The sequence below is a fragment of the Kitasatospora sp. NEAU-69 genome (assembly GCF_057158765.1).
In genome coordinates this window covers 276,174-299,228 of record NZ_JBWXUE010000001.1, presented here as the reverse complement: position 1 = coordinate 299,228, position 23,055 = coordinate 276,174, and the positions used below count along the sequence as shown (strand labels likewise).

21 protein-coding genes and 1 riboswitch are annotated in these 23,055 nt (G+C 72.9%); of the genes, 9 read left to right on the top strand and 12 right to left on the bottom strand.

All coding sequences use genetic code 11. The features are described 5' to 3' along the window. Positions 1-14 precede the first annotated feature (14 nt). Positions 15-3,170 (top strand): acyltransferase family protein, encoded by a 3,156-nt coding sequence (locus AC060L_RS01240; RefSeq protein WP_483796324.1) that lies wholly within the window; start codon positions 15-17, stop codon positions 3,168-3,170. Between the two features lie 41 nt (positions 3,171-3,211). Continuing rightward, a complete protein-coding gene (locus tag AC060L_RS01235; protein WP_483796603.1) occupies positions 3,212-3,598 on the top strand; it encodes an MmcQ/YjbR family DNA-binding protein in 387 nt (128 codons plus the stop codon). A gap of 129 nt (positions 3,599-3,727) precedes the next feature. Here the strand turns inward: AC060L_RS01235 and AC060L_RS01230 are convergent, their stop codons facing one another. The 5 genes from AC060L_RS01230 to AC060L_RS01210 form a co-directional block, all read right to left on the bottom strand. Next, positions 3,728-4,120, bottom strand: coding sequence for a transglycosylase family protein (locus AC060L_RS01230; RefSeq protein WP_483796322.1), 393 nt, complete (start codon positions 4,118-4,120; stop codon positions 3,728-3,730). A gap of 496 nt (positions 4,121-4,616) precedes the next feature. Further along, on the bottom strand, positions 4,617-5,360 hold the full coding sequence (locus AC060L_RS01225) for a pyridoxine/pyridoxamine 5'-phosphate oxidase (RefSeq protein WP_483796320.1): 744 nt from the start codon (positions 5,358-5,360) through the stop codon (positions 4,617-4,619). Positions 5,361-5,404: 44 nt separating this feature from the next. After that, a complete protein-coding gene (locus AC060L_RS01220; RefSeq protein ID WP_483796319.1) occupies positions 5,405-6,328 on the bottom strand; it encodes a pseudouridine synthase in 924 nt (307 codons plus the stop codon). 137 nt (positions 6,329-6,465) lie between these two features. Next, positions 6,466-8,604: a hypothetical protein gene (locus AC060L_RS01215; protein ID WP_483796317.1), complete on the bottom strand. Its 2,139-nt coding sequence runs from the start codon at positions 8,602-8,604 to the stop codon at positions 6,466-6,468. 396 nt (positions 8,605-9,000) lie between these two features. Beyond that, entirely contained in the window at positions 9,001-9,771 is a 771-nt protein-coding gene (locus AC060L_RS01210) for an SAM-dependent methyltransferase (RefSeq protein WP_483796315.1), read from the bottom strand. Between the two features lie 313 nt (positions 9,772-10,084). Here AC060L_RS01210 and AC060L_RS01205 point away from each other — a divergent pair, with 313 nt between their 5' ends. Further along, the gene (locus AC060L_RS01205) at positions 10,085-11,491 is read left to right on the top strand and encodes a serine hydrolase domain-containing protein (RefSeq protein WP_483796314.1); all 1,407 of its coding nucleotides are present in this window, start codon (positions 10,085-10,087) and stop codon (positions 11,489-11,491) included. A 336-nt stretch (positions 11,492-11,827) separates the two neighbouring features. Continuing rightward, a riboswitch (cyclic di-AMP (ydaO/yuaA leader) is annotated at positions 11,828-11,953 on the top strand. Between the two features lie 5 nt (positions 11,954-11,958). Next, positions 11,959-12,783 carry an aggregation-promoting factor C-terminal-like domain-containing protein gene (locus AC060L_RS01200; RefSeq protein ID WP_483796312.1) on the top strand — a complete coding sequence of 275 codons (825 nt, stop codon included), beginning with the start codon at positions 11,959-11,961 and terminating at the stop codon, positions 12,781-12,783. A 197-nt stretch (positions 12,784-12,980) separates the two neighbouring features. Here AC060L_RS01200 and AC060L_RS01195 read toward each other — a convergent pair whose 3' ends face one another. Continuing rightward, positions 12,981-13,496, bottom strand: coding sequence for a methylated-DNA--[protein]-cysteine S-methyltransferase (locus AC060L_RS01195; RefSeq protein WP_483796310.1), 516 nt, complete (start codon positions 13,494-13,496; stop codon positions 12,981-12,983). 82 nt (positions 13,497-13,578) lie between these two features. Beyond that, positions 13,579-14,151 (bottom strand): GNAT family N-acetyltransferase, encoded by a 573-nt coding sequence (locus AC060L_RS01190; RefSeq protein ID WP_483796309.1) that lies wholly within the window; start codon positions 14,149-14,151, stop codon positions 13,579-13,581. Positions 14,152-14,281: 130 nt separating this feature from the next. Here AC060L_RS01190 and AC060L_RS01185 point away from each other — a divergent pair, with 130 nt between their 5' ends. Next, the gene (locus AC060L_RS01185; protein WP_483796307.1) at positions 14,282-15,043 is read left to right on the top strand and encodes a hypothetical protein; all 762 of its coding nucleotides are present in this window, start codon (positions 14,282-14,284) and stop codon (positions 15,041-15,043) included. A gap of 108 nt (positions 15,044-15,151) precedes the next feature. Beyond that, entirely contained in the window at positions 15,152-15,520 is a 369-nt protein-coding gene (locus AC060L_RS01180) for a hypothetical protein (RefSeq protein ID WP_483796305.1), read from the top strand. Here AC060L_RS01180 and AC060L_RS01175 read toward each other — a convergent pair. Beyond that, positions 15,507-15,965, bottom strand: coding sequence for a pyridoxamine 5'-phosphate oxidase family protein (locus AC060L_RS01175; RefSeq protein WP_483796303.1), 459 nt, complete (start codon positions 15,963-15,965; stop codon positions 15,507-15,509). The two genes, AC060L_RS01180 and AC060L_RS01175, sit on opposite strands and share 14 nt — an antisense overlap. A gap of 96 nt (positions 15,966-16,061) precedes the next feature. On the opposite strand from AC060L_RS01175, the gene AC060L_RS01170 reads away from it, so the two are divergent. After that, positions 16,062-16,994 carry a phosphatidylinositol-specific phospholipase C gene (locus AC060L_RS01170; RefSeq protein WP_483796301.1) on the top strand — a complete coding sequence of 311 codons (933 nt, stop codon included), beginning with the start codon at positions 16,062-16,064 and terminating at the stop codon, positions 16,992-16,994. Between the two features lie 34 nt (positions 16,995-17,028). Here AC060L_RS01170 and AC060L_RS01165 read toward each other — a convergent pair whose 3' ends face one another. From AC060L_RS01165 to AC060L_RS01150, 4 genes are all read right to left on the bottom strand, one after another. Beyond that, positions 17,029-18,396, bottom strand: a complete 1,368-nt coding sequence (locus tag AC060L_RS01165) for an MFS transporter (protein ID WP_483796300.1) — start codon at positions 18,394-18,396, stop codon at positions 17,029-17,031. Further along, positions 18,393-18,983: a helix-turn-helix domain-containing protein gene (locus tag AC060L_RS01160; protein ID WP_483796298.1), complete on the bottom strand. Its 591-nt coding sequence runs from the start codon at positions 18,981-18,983 to the stop codon at positions 18,393-18,395. The genes AC060L_RS01165 and AC060L_RS01160 overlap by 4 nt, the downstream gene beginning before the upstream one ends. A 115-nt stretch (positions 18,984-19,098) precedes the next feature. Then, a complete protein-coding gene (locus AC060L_RS01155; RefSeq protein WP_483796296.1) occupies positions 19,099-19,989 on the bottom strand; it encodes a GNAT family N-acetyltransferase in 891 nt (296 codons plus the stop codon). 287 nt (positions 19,990-20,276) lie between these two features. Next, entirely contained in the window at positions 20,277-20,582 is a 306-nt protein-coding gene (locus AC060L_RS01150) for an antibiotic biosynthesis monooxygenase family protein (protein WP_483796294.1), read from the bottom strand. A gap of 463 nt (positions 20,583-21,045) precedes the next feature. Here AC060L_RS01150 and AC060L_RS01145 point away from each other — a divergent pair, with 463 nt between their 5' ends. Continuing rightward, positions 21,046-21,966 (top strand): DMT family transporter, encoded by a 921-nt coding sequence (locus AC060L_RS01145; protein WP_483796293.1) that lies wholly within the window; start codon positions 21,046-21,048, stop codon positions 21,964-21,966. A 162-nt stretch (positions 21,967-22,128) separates the two neighbouring features. Next, positions 22,129-23,055 (top strand): nitrilase-related carbon-nitrogen hydrolase, encoded by a 927-nt coding sequence (locus AC060L_RS01140; RefSeq protein ID WP_483796292.1) that lies wholly within the window; start codon positions 22,129-22,131, stop codon positions 23,053-23,055.

The following is a 23,055-nucleotide window of genomic DNA, read 5'->3' as shown; positions in this document are numbered from 1 at the left end:
AGGCCGCGACTGCGATGCCCCTGAGTACTACTGCGGAACTGCCCGCCCAGCCGGTGGTCATACCCGGCCCTCCCCCTGCGCGCCCGAGCGCGCCCGCCCGCGCCGCCGGCTTCCGGCCCGACATCGAGGGGCTGCGCGCGGTCGCGCTGCTCGCGGTGCTCGGTTTCCACGCGGGTGTGCCACACCTGGCCGGCGGTTTCGTCGGCGTGGACGTCTTCTTCGTGATCTCGGGCTACCTGATCACCGGTCAGCTGCTGCGCGAGGCGGTCCGCACCGGCCGGATCCGGCTGGCCGAGTTCTACTCCCGGCGGGCCCGGCGGCTGCTGCCCTCGGCCGCGCTGGTGCTGGCGGTGGTGTCGATCGCCGGTGTCTGGTTCACGGCGCCGCTGCGCCGGGCCGACCTGGAGCACGACGTCCTCGCGGCGGCGCTCTCCGCCGCGAACTGGCGCTTCATCGCCGAGCAGACCGACTACCTGGCGGCGGGCCGTGACCCCAGCCCGCTGCTGCACTTCTGGTCGCTCGCGGTAGAGGAGCAGTTCTACCTGCTCTGGGCACCGGCGCTGGCCCTGCTGACCTGGCTGACCGGCCGGCTGCTGGCGAAGCGCGCGCAGGCCGGGCACCCGCACACCGGGCACTCGGCGGCGGACAACCGGCTGCGGCGTGGCCCCTCGGTGCGGGTGCTCGCCATGGCCGTCACCGGCGCCGTCACGGTGGCCTCCTTCGCGCTCGCGCTGCGCTGGACGCACGGTTCGGTCTCGCTCGCCTATCTCGGCACGCCGTCCCGGGTCTGGCAGTTCGGCGTCGGTGCGCTGCTCGCGATGCTGCCCTGGCACCGGCTGTCCGGTCCGCGCCCGCTGCGGGCGCTGCTGGGCTGGTCCGGAGCGGCGGCGATCGCCTGGTCGGTGCTCGACTTCGACGCGAGCACCCGCTACCCCGGCTACGCGGCGCTGCTGCCCACGTTCGGGGCGGCAGCCGTGATCCTGGCCGGTATCCCGAGCCGCCCGGACGGCCACCCGGCGGCGGATGACAAGCCGGACTACGGTCCGGGCCGGTTGCTGGCCACCCGGGTGCCGCGCGCGATCGGCAGGCTCTCCTACAACCTCTACCTGTGGCACTGGCCGGTGCTGGTGCTGGCCGAGGCGCGGCTGGGCACGCTCGGCTGGCCGGCCAAGCTCGCGCTGACCGCGGCCGCCGCGCTCCCCGCCGCCGGTAGCCTGCGCTGGGTCGAGCGGCCGTTGCGCCGCAACCCGGTGGTCACCGAACTGCCCAGGCGGGGGCTCTCGTTGGGGATCGGCATGGTGATCGTCCCGGTCGTGCTGGCGCTCGTGGTGGGCACCGGCACGCTGCGGCTGCTCGGCACCGGCACGCCGGTGGACCTGGCCGGCCTGCCGCCGGGCGCGCCGACCGGCAACTCGCTGCTGATGCCCACCGCGAACGGAACTGCCGCCGCAGCCACCGGAGTGGTGGTGCCGACCGCCGCGCAGGCCCGAAAGGACTTCCCGCCGGACGGCGCCTGCGAGGTGCCGCCGACCGCCGTCAGCAGCCCGCCGTGCCTCTTCGGCGACACCGCCGGCCCGGACCGGATCGTGCTGCTCGGCGACTCGCACGCCGGTCAGTGGTTCTCCGCGATGCTCGCGATCGCGGCCGAACGGCACTGGGCGCTGGAGGAGTTGGTCAAGCAGGGCTGCCCGCTGCCGCAACTGACGGTGACCAATCCGCAGTTGGGCCGCGAGTATCGCGAGTGCGACAGCTGGCGGGCGGACAGTCTGGCCCGGCTGCAACACGAGCCCAAACCGCGCCTGATCGTGATCGGCTCGCTCAACCGCTACACCGCCGACACCCAACTGCTCACCCGGGCCTGGGATCAGACCCTCGCCCCGCTGCGCGCGCTCGGCGTGCCGATCGTCTATCTGAAGGACACCCCGGTCCCCGGCCAGGACGTCCCCGCCTGCGTCTCCGGCCACACCGGCGACCCGGCTGCCTGCGACTTCGCCCGCGCCGCCGCACAGTGGCCGGATCCGCTGGCCGACCAGATCTCGGCAGGTCACAGTGCGGCGGGACACGGCTCGGGCGTGCAGTCGGTCGAGGTCAACTCAGTGCTCTGCCCTGGCTCCGGGCGGGACTGCCCTGCGGTGCTGCAACGGATCCTGCTCTACCGCGACGACGCGCACCTGACCAACACCGCCGTCGTGGTCCTCACCCCACGCATCGAACGGCTGCTGCTGGATGCCGGGTTGATCCCCGCGCGGGCGGCGACGGGCGCCAGCGGAAGCAGCGGCAGCGGCAGCGGCAGCGGCAGCAACAACGCAGGCAGTGGCGCCGGCGCCGGCACTGGCACGACCGGCGCGGGCTGGACCCAGCTGCTGCGCGACGACTTCGACGGCCCGGCCGGCACCCGGCCGTCCGGCGCGCTCTGGCAGTACGACACCGGCACCTGCTACCCGGGCTGCCCGGCCGCCCAGTGGGGCACCGGTGAGGTCGAGACGATGACCGACTCGACCGCGAACGTCCAGCTGGACGGCCACGGCGCACTGGACATCACGCCGACCGTCCGGGACGGCCAATGGAGTTCGGGCCGCCTGGAGTCCAAGCGCTCGGACTTCGCGCCACCGCCCGGCGGCGTGCTGCGGATCGAGGCGTCGATCGCACTCCCCGACGTCACCGGCCCGGCCGCAGCCGGCTACTGGCCGGCGTTCTGGACGCTCGGCGCGGGCCTGCGCGACGGCTTCACCGGCTGGCCCGGCGTCGGCGAGCTGGACGTGATGGAGAACGTCAACGGCCGCGACGCGGTCTTCGGCACCATGCACTGCGGTACCGCGCAGGGCGGTCCGTGCCAGGAGCCGCAGGGCCTCGGCTCGGGTGAACACCCTTGCGCGGGCTGCCGGTCCGGCTTCCACACGTACGCCGTCGAGGTGGACTACTCGACCTCGCCCGAAGAGGTCCGCTGGTACCTGGACGGCACCGAGTACCACCGGGTGACGGCGGCTCAGATGGACCCGGCGACCTGGGACCGCGCCGTCCACCACGGCCAGTTCCTGGTGCTGGACGTCGCGGTCGGCGGCGGGCTGCCCGCGGCCTTCGGCGGCACGGCCGGTCCGGGCACCGAACCCGGGCATCCGATGCGGGTGCGGTACGTGTCGGTGCAGAGCCGCCCGGGCGGTGGTCGATAGCGGCGGCGGTCAGTGGCGACCGGCAGACTGTCCGCATGACGATGACACCCGATGAGCTCAAGGCCGCCTGTCTCGACCTGAACGGCGCCGAGGAGACGTTCCCGTTCGGTCCCGAGACCTCGGTCTTCAAGGTGGGCGGGAAGGTGTTCGCGCTGAGTTCGCTGGACGGGCGGCCGTTGCGGGTCAACCTGAAGTGCGACCCCGACCTCGCGGTGCGGCTGCGTGAGGAGCACCCGGCGATCATCCCCGGCTGGCACATGAACAAGCGCCACTGGAACACGGTCGTGCTGGACGGCTCGCTGCCGGACGGCCTGGTCCGCGAGCTGATCGAGGACTCCTACGACCTGATCGTCTCGCGGCTGCCGCGCCGGCAACAGCTCGTCCTCGACTGGCCGGGCCTGCGCGGCGACGCGGACGGCGGCGCCTGAGCAGCGCCGGTCGGCCATAGGCCGCCAGAAAAGCCGCATGCCGTGCTCCCCCCTGTCAGAAGGGGAGCACGGCATGCGGCTTCATGGCGGCCCATGGCGGTGGGCGCCGGCCTTGATCGGCGGCCAGGACTACTTGGTCAGGCCGGCCTTGACGGAGCAGATCGGCCAGGCACCCGGGCCCTGCTCGGCCAGCACCTTCTCGCCGATCGCGATCTGCTGGTCCTTGGTGGCCTGCCAGGCCTGCGGGGCGTACGAGGTGCCACCGAAGGCGGCCCAGGTGGAGGGCGTGAACTGCAGGCCGCCGGAGAAGCCGTTGCCGGAGTTGATGGCCCAGTTACCGGTGGCCTCGCACTGCGCGACCGCGTCCCAGGTGGACGCCGGCGCGGCAGAGGCCGTGGTGGCCGCGACGAGGCCCGCCACCGGCAGGGCGGCGATGACGCCACCCATGACCGCCATCCGAACGCGGTTGCGCTTCTTGGGGGCGGTAGCAGTGGTGGCGGTGTTCTCGTTACGGAAAGTCAATGTGAATCCCTTCGACGAACCCCGGGCGGGCGCACGGAACCACACCCCCGGAGGGGTCGGAGATCCGAATTGCCGCGTCCTGCGGACGGCCGGGCGCGCATCCGACGCGCCACTGACTGCTCCTGGCCACTCCCACTCCCCCGGCGACCTGTTCGAGTCGGTCACGCGGTGGGCACCGGTGCGGTGCGCTGGGGGTGAACCCGGGTTGTGCTCGCTGCACTGAGAACGAAGTTAGGCAACCACCGAGCGGATATCAATGATTCTTGAATCGACCCAGGTCAGGGGCTGTTACCTGCGGGAACAAGTGGGATAGAACCGGACAAAACCACCGAAAACCAGCCAGTGGGGCCGCCTCGCCTGGGGTTCGATGTGGTGCACGCCACCGGAACCGACGCTGAAATCATCGACGGAGGGTGAGCAGCCGCGCCCGGAACGTCAGTTTTCAGGGCGCCAGTGGCCGCGGCCACACGTCGCGGCCAGGTGTCAGGGCCAGGTGTCAGGGCCAGAGCAGTCCGCGCTCCCAGCGGCCCGGGCCCCCGTCGCCGTCGCTGTCCCCGTCGCTGCCCCCGTCGCCGCCGGCGTCCGTGCTGCGCCGGTACGCCAGCCGGACGTGCTCGCGGCCGGCGTCCCCCTGCCAGAACTCGACCTGCTCGGCCCGCACCACCCAGTGCGTGTACCCGTCCGGGACCAGTGCCGGATCCGCCGCCAGCTCGCCCGCCGCCGTCTGCCAGGCAGCCTGGAACTGCGCCGACCCGGTCAGCGGCTCGCTCTGCCGCCCGACCAGTGCGGCGGTCCGCGAAGCCGGGCTGAGCAGCCGGAAGACGGCGGCGGCCCGGTCCGCCACGCCCGTGGCGACCCGACCGCGCACCCGGACCTGGCGGCCGAGCGCGGGCCAGTAGAAGGTGAGCGAGGCCCACGGCACCGCGGCGAGCTGGCGGCCCTTGGGGCTGTCCAGGTCACCGGCGAACCACCACGCATCGGCCGCCGGGTCCACGTCGCGCAGCACCACGATCCGGGCGTCGGGGTGCCCGTCGGCGTCGATGGTGCCGAGCGTGACCACCTGCGCGTCCGGGACGTCCGCGCGCAGGGCCGCCAGCAGCCACGTCACGAAGAGCTCGCCGGGCCGCTCGGGGGCGTCGGCGACGTCGAACGGCGGCAGCGGACGCGCCATCGGCGGGCGGGAGATCAGCAGCTCGCGCAGCTCGGCCAGGTGCCGCTGGGCGTCGTCGGAGGCGGTCATGCGGACACCCTCCCATGCCGCCGGGCACCGCCGAGCAGCGAGGGTTAGGCCTGCCAGGCCGCCAGCGTGCGACGGGAGCGGAAGCGGCGCTCCTCCCCCGTGACCGGGTCGGTGAACGCCAGACCCGCCGCCAGCAGCTGGAGCGGGTCGCGGAAGTCGTCCGGCGCCGGCTCCGGCAGCACCTCGGGGTAGACCGGGTCGCCCAGGATCGGCAGCCCGAGGCCGCTCATGTGCAGCCGCAGCTGATGGGTGCGCCCGGTGTGCGGGGTCAGCCGGTAGCGGCCCAGTCCGGCGCGCTGCTCCAGCAGCTCGATCCGGCTCTGCGCGTTCGGCGGACCGTCCTCCTCGCGGGCCGCGATCACCCCGCGCTCCTTGACGATCCGGCTGCTCACCGTGCGCGGCAGCGCCAGCGCCGGGTCGTGCCGGGAGATCGCCTCGTACTCCTTGCGTATGCCGCGGTCGCGGAAGAGCGTCTGGTACGCGCCGCGGTCGGCCGGGCGGGCCACGAACATCACCAGCCCGGCGGTGAGCCGGTCCAGCCGGTGCGCCGGGCTGAGCTCGGGCAGCGCCAGGTCGTGCCGCAGCCGGGAGAGCGCGGTCTGCACGACATGGCTGCCGCGCGGCGTGGTGGCCAGGAAGTGCGGCTTGTCGACGACCACCAGGTGCTCGTCCCGGTGGACCAGCTCGATCGGGAACGGAACCGGCACCTCGGCCGGCAGGTCGCGGTGGAACCAGACGCTGGTGCCGGCGCGATACGGCGTGCCGGTGCCGACCGGGCCGTCCGGTCCGATGATCTCGCCACCGCGCAGCATCTCGTCCAACCGGTCCGCGACCCCGTCAGGCAGCCGGTGCGCGAGGTAGGCGGCCACCGTCGGCCAGGTGTCCTCGGCGGGCAGCCGCAGCCGCACCGGGTCGACCCCGTGCCGCTGGGGCAGGGGCGCGGCGACAGGCTTCGGGCGGCGTCTCATCCGCGCCATCCTAGTTCGGCAATGGCCGGTGCCCCGCAGCTCCTGGGGGCGAGCTGCGGGGCACCGGGGTTCAGGGGAGGCGGTCTCCGGGCGCAGCGGAGGCCGACTTCGGAGGCGGCCGAGGCCGCCGGGGTGGGTCAGTTCAGCAGCGTCCAGCTCTGCGTGGTGCTCGCGCCGTTCGCCGGGTTCTGCACGACGGCCGAGCCGAGCGCGCTGCCGGCGGAGTCGAGGACGGCACCGGTCGCCACGTTCGTGATCACCAGCGCGCCGGCCGCGTTCTGGCCGACCCGCCACTTCTCCGCCGAGTTGTTCGGGTCGAAGCTCGCGGCGAGGGTGACCGGCGAGCCCGCGCCACCGCCGCCGGTGAGCACGCTGTTCACCTGGGTCGCGGTGTTGCAGTTGTCGAAGATCCGGACCGTGCCGTCGCCGTTGGCGGCGAACTGCCACTGCTCGGAGGTGTGGGTCGGGTCGAAGGCGTTGATGTCGGCCGGGCCGTTGATCGCGGCGGTGCAGTGGCCCTGCACCTCCAGCCCGTAGCCGCTCGCGCCGCCGTTGGAGAGGCCGTGGAACTTGCCGTCACCGATCACGGCCGGCGTGGTCGTCGCGCCGGAGGCGATCCGGTACATCACGACGCCGTGCGGCGCGACGCTCGCGCTGAACGAGCCGCTGAGCGTGCTGGTGCCCTTGCTCCAGAGGTCCTCGGCCTGGTAGCTGCTGCCGCTCAGGCCCAGCGCGCTCAGGCTGGTGCCGACCGTCTGGGTGTTGTTCGGGTCCTGGTTGACCAGCAGCACCACGGTGTCGCCGTTGGCGAGCTGACGGCGCAGCACGAACGGGGCGGTCTGCGAGTTCGGGGCGCTGCCGACGAGCGTGGCGGGCTTGGCGAGCGTGTCCTGGTCGACCGCGATGACGTCGCTGTTCTTGTAGATGGCCAGCGAGTTCGCGCTCAGGCCGGTGGACCAGGTGGCGCCGTTGTACGTCTGCTGCGACTCGGCGGCGGTGCGGAAGTCGGCGCCGGAGATGAGCGGCGAGGCCATCATCGACAGGATCGACATCTCGGTCTGCGACTCGGTGTCGGTGAACGGCTTGTGGCAGGAGCAGGTGTCGGTGACGCCGTAGTCGCCGTAGACGTCGTTCCAGCCGGCGAACATCATGTCCATGTCGTTCCAGCTGCCCGGCCGGACGTTGCCGGGGTACTGCAGCGCGGTCTGCAGCACGCCGCCGTAGAGCACGCCGTTCAGGTCGCTGTTGCGGTCCCCGCCGATCCGGCAGAGGTTCGCGACCTGGCCGCACCAGACGCCGGTGGGCGCGTAGCCCGGCGCGTCGTACTGCGGGGTGCCGGCCGCGGCGATCACCGAGTCGGTGCGGGCCGGGTCGTTCGCGTTCAGCAGGTACGGGACGCCGGTGTGCACGGGCTGCGCCGAGACGCTCAGCGCGACCTTCGGCCGGCCCTGCGCGGCGGAGGCGGCGTCCAGCGCCTTCTGGAAGGTCTGCACCCGGGCGTACATCGACTGGGTGAGCTCCTTGCCCTCACCCTGGGTGCCGTAGTTGTGGCCGTCCGAGCCGGTGATCGCCGGGCCGTACGGGCAGTCGTCGTACTTCACGTAGTCGACGCCCCAGGAGACGAAGTCGCTCGCGTCGGTGCTCTCGTGGCCCAGGCTGCCGGGGTGGCCCTGGCAGGTCGTGTACGTGTCGGTGCTGTAGAGACCGAACTTCATGCCCTTGCCGTGCGCGTACCACGCGAGGTACTGGATCCCGTTCATCGTCTGGCCGTTGACGGTCTGCGACGGGAAGTGGTTCGGGTCGGGGACCAGGTGACCGGTGGTCGGGTCGTTGCCGGTGCCGTCGGTGCCGCTGACCGGGTTGCCGTTGTTGTCGTACAGCTGCATCGAGCCGTAGGCGGTCTTCGCGAAGTTGCTCGTCTGGCCGCTGCGGTACGGGACCGACCAGCCGTCGTCGATGGTGACGGTGTTGTAGCCGGCCGCGACCAGGCCGTTGGACGACATGTAGTTGATGGTGTCGATCATCTGCTGCTCGGTCACGCCCGTGCCGAGGGAGTTCCAGGAGTTCCAGCCCATCGGCGGGGTCAGCGCGAGGCCGTTGTTCAGCGGCGGGGTGGTCGCGGTGGTGGCCGCGACGCCCTGCTGAGCGCCTGTCAGGACCATGGCCGACAGCACGGCCGAGGAGAGCGCGAGCGCGCCGAAGCGCCGCAGCGCGGGACGCCGCACCGTCGCACGCAGCTCGGCTGCGCGCGGCGAAACCAACCAGGAATCAACCATTCCAAACACCTTCTGTGAGGGAGCGGCTGGCAGCCCGTCACCGTACGCGCAGAATCCCGGCCGGAGACCGGGGCGAACGGGTGATTGGGGGCGGCTCACCAGCCGTATGTTGAGAAGTATTTGGTTCTGTTGAAATATGTCAACAGCTGCCACAAAGATCGCCGAAAAGAGACGGAAGCGAGACCTTCGACGCCCTCCGGCGCAGGTCGCGCGGCCGGACGGGCGCTGAACGAACAGGACCCTGAACGCGCAGGGCCCCGGGGGGGGGGGGGGAGAGAATACGAGTGGGGGGGAAGACAAGAACCCACGGGAAGAACCCCGAAACCAGCGTTCCCTTTCCCCAAAGGCAAAATCCCCGGCGCCCCGGGGCCCACACCGTACTCGGCGAACGGAGGCTCAGACCTTGCGGCCCACCCCGGCGTACATCCAGCGCGTGGTGCCCTCGGTCGGCCCGTCCGGGCGCCAGAGCGGCACGAACTCCACCCCGGGCTCCAGCAGCTCCCAGCCCGCCATCAGCTCGGCGACCTGCTCGCGGGTGCGCAGCCGGATGCCGGTGTCGGTCTTGTCCCAGGTCGCGGCGACCGCCGCCGCTCGCTCCGGGTTCCCCTCGTGGGTGCTGTGCGAGAGCAGCAGGTAACTGCCCGGCACGACGCGCTCCAGGACCTGGCGCACTGCCCGGTGCGCCTGCTCGTCCGTGGTGAAGTGCAGCACCGCGACCAGCAGCACGGCGACCGGCTGCGAGAAGTCGATCAGGTCGAGCAGCTCCGGGCGCTGGAAGAGCTCCTCCAACTCACGGACGTCACCGGTGAGCACCGTGGTGGCGTGGTTGTCGGCCAGCAGCGCGCGGCCGTGCGTGAGCACGATCGGATCGTTGTCGACGTAGACCACCCGGGCGTCCGGTGCGACCGAGTGCGCCACCTCGTGCACGTTGCCCGGCGAGGGCAGGCCCGCACCGATGTCGACGAACTGGCGAACCCCGGCCTGCGCGGCGAGCCGCACCGCGCGCTGCAGGAAGGCCCGGTTCTCCCGCGCCGCCTGCGGGATGTCGGCGGAGGCACTGATCGCGCTCTCGGCGGCGACCCGGTCGGGGCCGAAGTTGTCCTTGCCACCGAGCCAGTAGTCATAGATCCGGGCGGGATGCGGCCGGTCCGCCTGAAGGGCCGTCATGTCACGTGCGCTCTCGGGCTGCTGCACCGTCTCCCCCTCGCTCCTCGGCCGACGACTCGGCGGCCCCGGGCAGCATAGCGGGACGAATCGTTCCACTTGACCAGCGGGTATCCGGGCCGGACGAACAGCGGGCAGCGCCACTGGACGGACAGCGCACAGCCCGGCCGAGCGAACCGCGGGCAGCCCGGCCGAACGGCAACCGGGGCTCGGGCGTTGGCGTCCTTTAATGGCGAGCTCCGGCGGGTGCCCCCGGGTAAAGTCAAGCAGTCCGGCCGCATTCCCGCCGTGCGGCCCGTCTCGATTGCGAGATCAGATGCCCCACCTGCCCCCGGAGTTGCTGCCCGCCACCCGCCGCGCCCTGCTGCACCGGCTGGCCGTCGGCCAGTCGGAGGGGCGCGCGCCGTCCATGGTGGGGGCGGTGGTCCGCGGCGGTCATCCGGTGTGGACCGGCGCCCGCAGCATGATCGTCGGGCACGAGCCCACCGCCGACGTCCAGTACCGCATCGGCTCGATCTCCAAGACCTTCGTCGCCGTGCTGGTCCTGCAACTGCGCGACGAGGGCCTGCTGGACCTCTCCGACCCGCTGGAGCAGCACCTGCCCGGCACCGCCGCCGGCCGGGCGAGCATCCGCGAACTGCTCAGCCACAGCGCCGGACTGGCAGCCGAGACCCCGGGCCCCTGGTGGGAGCGGACCGCCGGCACGCTGCGCCCCGAGCTCTCCGACCTGCTGGAGGAGCAGCCGTTCCGGCACCCGGCCGGCGAGCGCTTCCACTACTCCAACCCCGGCTACGCGCTGCTCGGCGCGCTGGTCGAGCGGCTGCGCGGCGAGCCCTGGACCGAGGTGCTGCGGCGCGAGGTGCTGGAGCCGCTCGGCATGACCCGCACCACGCCGCTGCCGCAGGCCCCGCACGTGGACGGCTTCGCGGTGCACCCCTGGGCCGACGTGATGCTGCCCGAGCCGCTCACCGACACCGGCGCGATGGCGCCGGCCGGTCAGCTCTGGTCGACCGCCGCCGACCTCTGCCGCTGGGCCGCCTTCCTGGCCGGCAGTGCCGACGCGACCGGTGGTGACGGCGGCTCCGGCGAGAAGGTGCTGGCCGCCGAGACGCTCGCCGAGATGCGCCGGCCCGTCGCCGCGCCGGAGGACGCCGACCTGGGCTCCTCGTACGGCCTCGGCGTGCAGCTGATCCGCGACGGCGGCCGGCTGCTGGTCGGCCACGGCGGCTCGATGCCCGGCTTCCTCGCCGGGCTCTGGTTCAGCGAGCAGGACGATGTGGCCGCCATCACCCTCGCCAACACCACCGCCGGCCGGGGCATCGGCGCGGTCGCCAAGGACCTGGTCGCGATCACCGCCGAGTACGAGCCCGCGCTCCCCGCGCCCTGGCGCCCGTTCACCGACGCCGATCCGGAGCTGCTCGCGCTGACCGGTCCCTGGTACTGGGGCCCCTCCGCGCTCGGGCTGCACCTGCGGGCCGGCCGCGCGCTGGAGCTCACCGCGCTCGGCGGCCCGGCCCGCACCTCGCGGTTCGTGCCCGAGCCGGACGGCACCTGGACCGGACTGGACGGCTACTACGCGGGCGAGACGCTGCGCGTGGTGCGCCGCGCCGACGGCACGGTCAGCCACCTGGACCTCGGCAGCTTCGTGCTGACCCGCACTCCGTACGACCCCACCGCGGACGTGCCCGGTGGCGTCGATCCGACGGGCTGGCACGCGGGCTGACGATCGATCGGGCGGCCCGCCCGGCGACGGGCGGGCCCACCGATCACGCGGGTGCGGGTGAGCCGATCACGCGGGCGCGGGCCCACCGATCACGCGGGTGCGGCCGGTCCGATCATGCGGACGCAATCGTTATGGATCACTGTTGTGGATCTTTCGGACATTACGGCCCCGACATGAGACAGCTCACACCGACTTGTGCTAGGACCTTCGTCCCGCTTACGGTCCTACTCGTTCGTCTCCACACGAGACGGACCCCACTCTCCGGAACGCCGAGTCCTGCCGCCGGAACGAGTGGGCACGTGCACCCATCAGCACCACGGCAGGGGCGGGGGAACCACAGGTAAGTCGCCCTACCCGGACCTGTCCGGGCGGGGCTTGGGGTGAAGCCGCGCTCTTTTGCGCGGCCGGGCAACTCCAGCCCGAATCCGACAGCTCACCTCGCAGGCGTGGGAGAGGAAAAGCACTTCATGCTGTCCGTCAACGGTCGCATCAGCCTGCCCACTCGCAGCACCATCAAGCGCATCATCGCGGCCTCCGTGGTCGCCGGTGTCGGTGCCGGCCTTCCGGTGATCGCCGCGACCGGCGCCTCCGCCGCGCCGCTCCACCACTCCTACCCGGCGCACCACGCCGCGAGCCACACCGCCCCGGTCGCGGCTCCCGCTGCCGCCCCGGCCGCCGCCGCGCCGCAGGCCGCCGCCCCGCAGGCTCCGGCCGCCCCGGCCGGCTACACCGTGGTCAGCGGTGACACCCTGTCCAAGATCGCCGACACGCACAACGTGCAGGGCGGCTGGCAGAAGCTCTACAGCATCAACAAGTCCGTGCTCACCAAGGGCCCCGACTCGATCTTCCCGGGCCAGCAGCTGACCCTCGGTGGCGCGGCCCACGCCGCCCAGGCCCCGGCCCAGCAGGCTCCCGCCGCGCCGGCTCCGGCCGCCCCGGCCGCTCCCGCCGCCGCGAGCACCCCGGTCACCACGACCGCGCTCGCCGCCCCGGTCGCGAACACCCCGGCCGGCCTGCAGGCGCTCGCCGCCTCGATCGTCCCGGCCGACCAGCTGGCCTCGTTCGACCAGATCATCACCCACGAGAGCGGCTGGAACGTCACCGCCACCAACCCGAGCTCCGGCGCCTACGGCCTGCCCCAGGCCCTGCCCGGCAACAAGATGGCCTCGGCCGGTTCCGACTGGCAGACCAACCCGGCCACCCAGATCAAGTGGGCGCTGGACTACATGAACACCACCTACGGCAGCCCGAACGCCGCGTGGGTCTTCTGGCAGGCGCACCAGGCGTACTGATCGGGCTACTTCGAGCCGATCAGCTGATCAACCGATCCGCTGATCACTCGATCGCCAGATCAATCGCCTGATCGTCGAGGCTTGTCAGCTGCTTGTCCGACAGCTGACGGGTCGCCCGACGAGCACCACCGAAGGGCCCGGTTCACGTTGCGGTGCGTGAACCGGGCCCTCAGTGCGTCCCGGGGGCCGGTGCGTCGCTAGGCCAGCGTCGCCGGGCGGGCGCCCTCGTGGGCCAGCAGGTACTCCTTGCGCTCCAGCCCGCCCGCGTACCCGGTGAGCGAACCGTTCGCGCCGATCACCCGGTGGCAGGGGCGCAGGATCAGCAGCGGGTTCGCCCCGATCGCGGTGCCGACCGCACGCACCGCCGCGCGCGGCGCGCCGATCTGCTCGGCGAGCTTGCCGTAGCTGGTCGTGCTGCCGTACGGGACGGTGTCGATCGCGTGCCAGACCCGCTCCTGGAACTCGGTGCCGTGGGTGCGGAATTCGACGTCGAAGTCCTTCAGGTCCCCGGCGAAGTAAGCGCGCAGCTGCTCGGTGATCGCGGCGAAGGCGGCCGGCTCGGCCGGCTGCTCCGGGGCGACGGCGGCGCCCTTCTGCCCGGTCATCGACAGCGAACAGAGCGCGAGCCCGCCGGGCGCCGTCGCGGACGGCTCGCCGACCAGCAGCAGCTCGCCGAGCGGGCTGTCGATCGTGGTGTGCACGGTGCTGGTCATCGCCGGGACCTCTTCTCTCATACTGCTCTGCTCGTACTGCTTTGCTCGTGTTGCGGGGCACCCCTACTACTGTGCCGTGTGTCTACCCTGCCGCCTCGCGCGCAGTGGATCCGGCGGATTTCGGACATGACGCTGCGGCGGCGCGCTCCATCCGGATATTGGGCAGCCGATCGCGCCAGAGCAGCCGTTCCCCGGTGGGCCGGAAGCCGTGGTCCGCGTAGAACCGGACGGCGCGCCCGTTGTACTCCGTCACCCAGAGGCGGACCACGCTGTCGCCCGCCCAGTCGAGGAACTCGCTCATCAGACGGCGGCCGAGGCCGTGCCCCTGGGCGGCCGCGAGCAGGTACATCGGGCCGAGCGTGCAGCTGCCGTCCTCGACGCGCCGCCCGTGGACGAGACCGAGCATCCCGGCGCCGTCGCCGCCCGCCCGGACCACCCGGCAGAACGCCTGCTCGGGCCGGCTCAGCGCCTGCTCCACCGCATCACGATGGCCGGCGACACCTGCGGGCGTGCCGAGCTCGGCACGCTGCTCGATGATCCACTGCTCGGTGATCCCCGCCTCGGCGTTCGGGTACGTCTCCAGCCAGCAGGCCAGCAGCAGGGCGCTCAGCGCGGGTGCGTCCGCGAGCGCGGGTCGAGTGATCACGGGATTCATCTGATCATCCTCGCGCGAGCGACCTGTCTTCATCATTTGTTTATCGTTCAATCATGTACCGTCGAATGGGGAGGTTCGAATTCGAAGCAACCGCACCGCACACCGCAACCGTCGAGCAGGAGATCCCCAGATGGCCAGGCAGAGCAACGGCAAGCAGCCGCAGAACCCCGCCGACCGACGCGCCAAGGCGGCCGCCGCCCGGCAGGCACAGCTGCGCGACGAGCGCCGGCAGCGGCTGCTGATCCGCTCGGCGATCGGCCTCACGGGCCTGATCCTGGTCGGCGGCGTGGTGGCCGCCGTGGCCACCACGGGCGGCGGCAGCGGCTCGAAGGCCGGCAGCACCACCACCTCGGCTTCGGCGAGCGCGTCGATCCCCGCCCAGCCGCGCACCACGGCCGACGGCCGCACCGGCACCCCGCCATGGGACACCCCGGCCGACCCTGCGGCCGCCGTCGCCGCCGCCGGGCTGCCGATGCTCTCGGCTGAGGGCACGGTCGAGCACATCCACGCCCACCTGGACGTCTACGCCGACGGCAAGCCGGTCACCGTCCCCGCCCTGATCGGCATCGACGAGAGCGCGCAGCAGATCAGCCCGCTGCACACCCACGACACCTCGGGGATCATCCACATCGAGTCACCGGTCAAGGCCGACTTCACGCTCGGCCAGTTCTTGACCGAGTGGCAGGTCTCGGTCGGCGCCGACCACCTCGGCGGCCTGCACACCGACGCCACCCACACACTGACCGCGTACGTGAACGGCAAGCCGGTCACCGGCGACCCGGCCGCGATCGTGCTGGGCGCGCACGACGAGATCGCCCTGGTCTACGGCACGGCGAGCGAGAACGCACAGGTCAGCGTCGCGAGCTCGTACAACTGGCCGGCCGGGCTCTGACCGCCGCACGGTGACGAGACGCGTCTTGACGGCCGGTCAAACCTGCGGTCCAGCAGGGCTTGAGCGAAGGTTCAGGGATTGTCAGTGCGGCGGCCTAGGGTGACCAATGTGTTCACCGCTACCGCTCCTGTCCCCGTTCCCGCCCGCGCCCGTGCCGCGGCTTCCGCGCTCGCCGTCCCCGCCGATCTGATCGCGCTGCAGCGGGCGGTGCTCGCCGCCGACCGCGCGGTCGGCGACTACGCGCTGGCCGTCCGGGACCGGCGGCAGGCTGCCTTTCCCGAGCCCGGGCAGGCCGTGCAGCGCTGCACCTGGGAGGCCGGGGAGCAGGCGGAGTTCGACCGGCGCTGGGCGGCGTACGTCCGGGCGGGCGCGGCGGTGCGGTCGCACCCGGTGCTGGTCCGGGCGCGGGTACTGGGCGCCGAGGCGTCCGTGCTCGGCGCGGTGCGGACGGCGGCGGCCGCCTTCACGCAGGGGTAGTGGGAGCAGCCGGGGCGGCGGGTGAGGTGCCGCGCCCGAGTGTGCGGGTGACGGTGATCTCGATGACCACCCGCTCCGGGTTGGGCCGCGGCGCGCGGTACCGCCGTGTGTACCGCTGCTCGGCGTCGGCCACCGAGGCCGGGTCGGTGCGCAGCACGGCCACGCCCTCCAGGGTGGCCCAGCGCCCGCCGTCCACCTGGCAGAGCGCCACCCGGGCGCCGGCCTCCCCCGCCGCCGCGACGTTGCGGGCCTTGCGGCTGCCACCGCTGGTGATCACCCGGGCGATCCCGGTCTCGGGGTCGTAGGTCGCCCCGACCGGGACCACGTGCGGGGTGCCGTCCGGCCGCTGGGTGGTCAGGGTGCAGATGTGGCGTTCGGCCCAGAAGGCGAGGAAGGCTTCGCTCAGCACGGGAACGCCGGCGGGGCCCTGCGGGGTGGTGGTCATCGGACCAGCCTACGATCCTCCCGCGGCCTACCCCGACGGCGCCCACGCCCCAATAATGGCCATGCCAACCGGCCCGGCCAACAAGGGGAGTTCACCGTGGAACTGACGAATCATCGGATAAGCCGACGGGCCTTCGCCCGTACCGCCCTCGCCCTGGGTGTGACCACCGCCGTCGTCGGCCTGGGCGGACAGCAGGGCTGGGCCGCCACCAGAGCGGCGACCGGAGCCGACGTCCCGGCCGGCTCCGACTGGCTCGCCGCGCTCCCCGACAGCGCACAGCTCGCCCGCCTCACGCTGCCCGGCACGCATGACACCTGCTCGCTCTACGGCGGTCCGCTCACGCAGTGCCAGACGCTCTCGGTCACCGACCAACTGGCCGCCGGCATCCGGTTCCTGGACATCCGCTGCCGCGCGATCAACGGCGTCTTCGCGATCCACCACGGCCCGGTCTTCCAGAACATCTTCTTCGGTGACGTGCTCAACGAGTGCCAGGCCTTCCTCGCCCAGCACCCCGGCGAGACGGTGCTGATGCGGGTCAAGCAGGAGTACTCGACGGTCTCCGACGCCGACTTCGCCGCGCTCTTCGCGACCTACCAGTCCCGCTGGCCCGGCCTCTTCTGGTCGGACGACCGGGTGCCGCAACTCGGCGAGGTGCGCGGCCGGGTGGTGCTGCTCGCGGACAGCTCGGGGCTGCCGGGCATCGGCTGGGCCGGGCCGCTGATGGACCTGGAGGACGACTACCAGATCGACACCATCTTCGACATCGCCTCGCGCAAGTGGCCGGAGGTCTCGGCCCACCTGGACGCGGCCCGGGCGAGCACCGACCCGCAGCGGCTCTTCATCACCTTCACCTCCTCCTCCGGCTGGGGCCTGTGGCCGCCGCAGGCGGCGGAGGCGATGGCACCGCGGCTCTCCGGCTACCTGTCGGCGCTGGACCACTCGACCCGCCCGGTGCTCGGGACGGTCCCGATGGACTACGTCACGAGCACTTCACCGGCCGCGCTCTACGCGCTGAACTTCGGCGGCTGACGGGACGGACCGGCGCGGCAGTCCTGTACGAGCGCTACGCGCTCGGCGACGCTTCGGCGGCGTGTGGGGTGGCGGCGGGCGCCGCCCCACGTCCGCGCAGCCGGTCCATCTCGCGCCACTCCGGCCGCAGCCCGGCCAGGTTGGTGGTGACGAAGTACGCCGCGCCCGCCGCCAGCAGGGCCGGCACCAGGCCGACCGCGCCCACCGCAAGGCCGGCGAGCAGCCCGCCGAGCGGTATCCCGGCCCAGACCAGCGCGTCGCCCAGGGCACCGACCCGCCCGAGCAACTCGCGCGGCACCCGCTCGAACGCGATCGCACCGATGATCGGATTGAGGAACCCGCCGCCGAGACCGCCCGTCGCGAAGACCGCGACCACCAGCCAGAGCGGCGCATGCGCGGCGAGCACCAGGAACCGCGGTGCGCCGGCCAGCAGGAATCCGAGGAAGAAGACCGGCCGTCGGCGCAGCCGGTGCGCCACCGCAGCCGCGATCAGGCTGCCGACGACGCCGGCGATCCCGCCGACCGCGCCGACCAGCCCGAGCACGGCCGGGCCGCCGCCGGACGTCCGGGCCCAGACCGGCAGCAGCACCGAGCCGAAGGCCGCGTCCAGCAGGTTGGTCACGGCCACCATGACGGTGATCGCGAGCAGTAGCGGCTCGCCGCGTACGAAGGCCAGGGCCTCGCCGAAGCTTCGCCAGTAGCCGACCGAGGGCTGGCGGGCGACGGCCGGCGCCCGGGTGTCGGCCAGGTGCCCGATCGCGCGCGGCAGGCCGAGGCCGACCAGCACGGCGCCCAGCGCGAACGCGCCGGCGTTGACCGCCAGCCCCGCCATCGGCCCGCAGAGCGCCACCAGCGCGCCGCCCGCCATCGGGCCTGCCGTGGAGGCGAGCCGCTCGGTCACCCCGGCCAGCCCGGTGGCCCGCTCCAGCGGCAGGCCACTGTGCTCGGCCGCCGCCGGGACCATCACGTGCTTGGCCGAGTCCCCCGGCCCGCGCACCGCGCCGAGCACGGCGACGATGACCAGCAGCCGGCTGAAGGTGAGCAGGTGGCAGGCGTGCAGCAGCGGGAGCAGTCCGGCCACCGCCGTGCTGGCGAGATCGGTGGTCCAGGAGATCCGGCGCGGCCCGAGCCGGTCGATCAGTGGTCCGGTGAGCGCCTTGACGAGGACGTACGGCGCCAGCTCGCAGCAGGTGACCAGGCCCGTCCGGGTCGCGCTGCCGGTGGTTGCCAGTACGAACCAGGGAAGCGCGATCGCGGAGACCCGGGTGCCGGTGAGTGAGACGCCGAGTGCGGTCAGGAGGGTGGCGAACGGGCGTATTCGACGAGTCGGCGCCGGTGCGGCGGGCGGGGACGGTGGGGACGGTGGGGACGGTGGGGACGGTGGGGATAGTACGGCCGTCATGCGTCGTCCCCGAGCTCGGGCAGCAGCTGCAGGATCAGGCCGACCCGCTCTGCCCTCGGGTCCGTGCTCTCGACGGCACGGAATCGCTCGATGACGGCGATCAGTTCCTCGTCCAGCTGCCGCGTCTGCTCTGGGGTGAGCCGCAGCGCCCAGTCGCTCATGTCCGCGACCTCTCGCCACTGCTGCGGCATGGTCGGGAGCTCGTTGATCGCCCGCTGGGTGCGCAGCGCGTACGTGGCGGCGACCGACTGGACGTAGGCCATCGCGGCTTCGGGCTCGGTCTCCATCAGGCTGCTGTCGCCGAACGTGGTCGTCTCGTGCAGCGCCTGCCACCACCGCTCACGCGCGTTGCCGCGCTCGGTGTCCTCCGCGACGAAACCGGCGGCCGCGAGCTGGCGCAGGTGGTAACTGGTCGCGCCGGAGGTCAGCGCCATCCGCTCGGCGAGCCGGGTGGCGGTGGACGGGCCGTGCTGACGCAGCAGGCCGAGCAGGCGGACCCGGACGGGGTGGGCAAGCGCGCGCAGGCCCTTGGCGTCCAGCGCGATGCGGGAGGGGTCCGGCACTGGCCGGGGATCGGTTTCGGACATGGCAGGAGCGTAGACCGCAAAGGGTTCTTTGCAAAAGACTCTTTGCGAAGAAACCTTTGCGGTCTTTGCGGTCTACGGCCGGCCTGGGGTCGGACGACAGGCGCCGGCGCCCCGGTCAGCCCAGGGCCACCATCACCTGGTTGAACAGGCGCGCGCGGTCCCCCGGCAGGTCGGCGCCGTGGATCATCAGGGTCATGGTGCCGCCGAACGCGAAGCCGTGGTGCTCGGCCCAGTCGATCAGCGCGGGGTGGCGGTCCTCCAGGTCCAGCCGGAGCGGACCGTCGGTGGCCGCCGCCAGGTCGGCGATCAGCGCGAGCGCCGTCGCGGTGTCCGGCGCGACGACCGGGCCGATGATGCTGTCCTCCGCGTTGCGCCAGACGCCGCCGAAGGCGACCGGCGAGCCCGCCAGGCCGTCGGAGTCCGACGGGCCGTCGATGACCGCGAAGCGCGAGGCGAATGTCTGCAGGTGGGTCAGCAGCTCCGGGCGCGGGGCGCCGAAGACGTCGGCGTCCAGTGCGAGCAGCGCGGGCAGGTCCTCGGCCCGGGCCAGGCGGGGCGCGCCGGGTCGGCCCGCGGCGGCCGGCGCGGCGCCGGACCAGCCGGTGCTGACGTACCGGTGGCAGCCGCCGAGCGCGCGGAAACCGAGCGCCTCGTACAGCGGCCGGCCGGCCGCGGTGGCGGTGAGCGCGACCGTCTCGCCCGGCGAGTGGGTCATCGCGTGCGTCATCAGGCGCCGGCCGAGGCCCTGGCGCTCGTAACGCGCGGCGACCAGCATCATGCCGATCGCGGTGATCCGCGTCCCGTACCGGGTGGCCACCACGCAGCCGGCCAGCCCGTCGCCGTCGGGCGCGTCCAGGCCGTACACCTCGCCGACCTCGAAGAGCAGGCCCCACTTCGCCGGATCCAGCGGCCAGCCGCGGTCCACCGAGAGGGTCAGGCAAGCGTCCAGGTCGGCCGGGGTGAGGCGACGGAGCAGGGTGGGCGGAGCTGATCGGACGTCGGTCATGCAGGGCACCTCACGCGCTGGCCGGATGCGGACGGCATTGACCGTAACGGGGGCCGGTCGGGGGCGCCACGGATTTCCGGGGGTGGGGCGGAAGGCGGGCGGCGAGACGACGGGACGGCGGGAGGGAGAAGGGCCGGGCGGACGGCGGCAGGCGACCAGGCACCGGACGGCGGACCACCGGACGGCAGGCGGCAGGCGGCAGGCGGCAGGCGGCAGGCGGCAGGCGGCAGGCGGCAGGCGGCAGGCGGGAACGGATCGAGCGGCGGCCGGGTGGCGGGGGTGGTGGCTCAGTCGGTGCTGAGGACCGTGAAGTGCGCGACCTGCGGCGGGTGGTCCAGGTAGCTGAGCTCCTGCTCCGACCAGACCGGGCGGATCGCCCACAGCGGTCCGGCATACCCGCGCAGCGACTCCTCGTCGCGCCAGCGGGTGACCATGAGGACCCGATGGGTGTTGTCCGGCAGCGAGCGCAGCAGCTCACCGCCGAGGTAGCCGTCCAAGCCGTCCAGCTTCGGCAGTACCTCGGACCTCAGCAACGCGCAGAACTCGGCGGCCATCTTCGGCGCGACCCGCGCCTCCCAGATCCGGACGATCATGGCTGCCTCCTTCTGCCCCCTCCATTATCCGATCACCGAGCCCGCTCCGGCCCGCCCGGCGCCACCGCCGCAGCCGGGCGCGACCGCAAAGGAGCGGCGGTCGGCGGCGGTGCGGCGGTCGGCGGCGGTGCGGCGGTGCGGCGGTGCGGCGGCGGCAACGTGCCAGGTATCGCGGGCGGGCGGCCGGGCGCCAGCGTTGGCCGGGCGGCCGGGCGCTGCGGCTGCGATGGGGAGAGCGGCAGCGGCAGCGGCACGGCAGCGCGTGGTGGCCAAGCGCAGCGGCCACGAGCAGGCTGCCGGCGGGCCGTGCGGGTGCTCGGCTGGTGGCCGACACGCGGGGTTGCAGGCCCGGTGGCAGGGTGGGCGGGCGGGGTTAGGCTGGCAGCCCGGTTCCGTGCCGAGCCCGTGCCTCACCCCGGCGGGGTGGCAGCGCGGATGACCACACGACGGCTGGTGATCCTGCTTGGCGGTCTTCCTGCTGGCGATCAGCGCGGCCTGCTGCCTGGGCCTCGGCTTCGTGCTCCAGCAGCACGCGGCCCAGCGTGCGCCGCGTGCCGACCTGCTGCGCTGGCGGCTGCTGCTCGATCTGCTCAAGATGCGGGAGTGGCTGGCCGGCCTGGTCGCGATGGTGACCGGTCTGGTGCTCAGCGCGGCCGCGCTCAGCAAGGGATCGGTCTCGGCGGTGGAGCCGCTGCTGACCACGAACCTGGTCTTCGCGATGGCCCTGGCCAGTGTGCTGACCAAGCAGCGGCTCGGCCGGCGCGGTTGGGGCGGGGTGCTGCTGATCGGGTTCGGCGTGACCGTGTTCATCGTGGCGGGCAGTCCGCAGAGCGGTGGCGCACCGCCGGGCGAGCTGCGGCACTGGCTGGTCTTCGGCGTGGTGGCCGGGCTGGCGCTGCTGCTGGTCTCGCTGGCCCGCCGGCTGCCGATCTTCGAGGAGGCGACGCTGCTCGCGCTCGCGGCCGGCCTGCTCTACGGGCTGCAGGACGCGCTGACCCGGGAGACGGCGAGCCGGATCGATCAGGGCGGGGTCACGCTGGCGCTGCACCACTGGGAGCCGTACGCCGTCGTCGGGCTGGGCGCGTTCGGACTGCTGCTGGTGCAGAGCGCGTTCGAGCTGGCGCCGCTGCGGATGTCGCTGCCCGCGCTCACCGCGGCGCAGCCGCTGGCCGGGATCGTCTGCGCGGTCGGGTTCCTCGGCGACCGGCTCCGGGTCACGCCGGCCGCGCTGGCCTGGGAGGTGATCGGGCTGCTCGCGATGGTGGTCGGGGTGATCGTGCTCGGCCGGCATCCGGCGATGCCGGGCACCTCGAAGTCGGACGGGTCGAAGTCGGACGGGTCGGACGGAACTGTCCCGCTGTCAGGGGAAAACGATGACGGATGACAGAGTGTCGGATTCGACCGCCCCCGGGCTGGGGAGTCTCAAGGACATCACGCGCCTCCCCCGTCCGCCCGTCGCGCCGTCACCCTCACCCGGTCGCCGCAGTGACGCGCGGCCGCACCGGTCGTTGGCCTTGTCAGCCCTCACTGATCCAGGAGCGGTCTCATGACCCAAGCCCAGCGCACGAGCCAAGCCCAGCCCACGCCGCCGGCCCAGCCGCAGCAGTCGCCGGCCCAGCCGGAGCCGTCGCCGTCCCGGATCGTCCGCGCCGCGCTGGTGCAGACCCGGTGGACCGGCGACCAGGAGTCGATGATCGCGCTGCACGAGCGGTACGCCCGTGAGGCCGCCGCGCAGGGGGCCCGGATCATCGGGTTCCAGGAGGTCTTCAACGCGCCGTACTTCTGCCAGGTGCAGGAGCCCGAGCACTACCGCTGGGCCGAACCGGTCCCGGACGGCCCGACCGTCAGCCGGATGCGCGCGCTCGCCGCCGAACTGGGCCTGGTGATCGTGGTGCCGGTGTACGAGGAGGAGCAGCCCGGCGTGTACTACAACACCGCGGCCGTGATCGATGCCGACGGCAGCTACCTGGGCAAGTACCGCAAGCACCACATCCCGCAGGTCAAGGGCTTCTGGGAGAAGTACTACTTCAAGCCCGGCAACCTGGGCTGGCCGGTCTTCGACACCGCGGTCGGCAAGGTCGGCGTCTACATCTGCTACGACCGGCACTTCCCCGAGGGCTGGCGGGCGCTCGGTCTGGCCGGCGCGCAGATCGTCTACAACCCCTCCGCGACCAGCCGGGGCCTGTCGGCGTACCTGTGGCAGCTGGAGCAGCCGGCCGCGGCGGTCGCGAACGAGTACTTCGTGGCGGCGATCAACCGGGTCGGCACCGAGGAGTACGGCGACAACGACTTCTACGGGACGTCCTACTTCGTCGACCCGCGCGGGCAGTTCGTCGGCGAGCCGGCCTCCGACAAGGAGGAGGAGCTGGTGGTCCGCGACCTCGACCTCGGGCTGATCGAAGAGGTCCGCCAGCAGTGGGCGTTCTACCGCGACCGGCGCCCGGAGGCGTACGGTCCGCTGACCGAGGCCTGA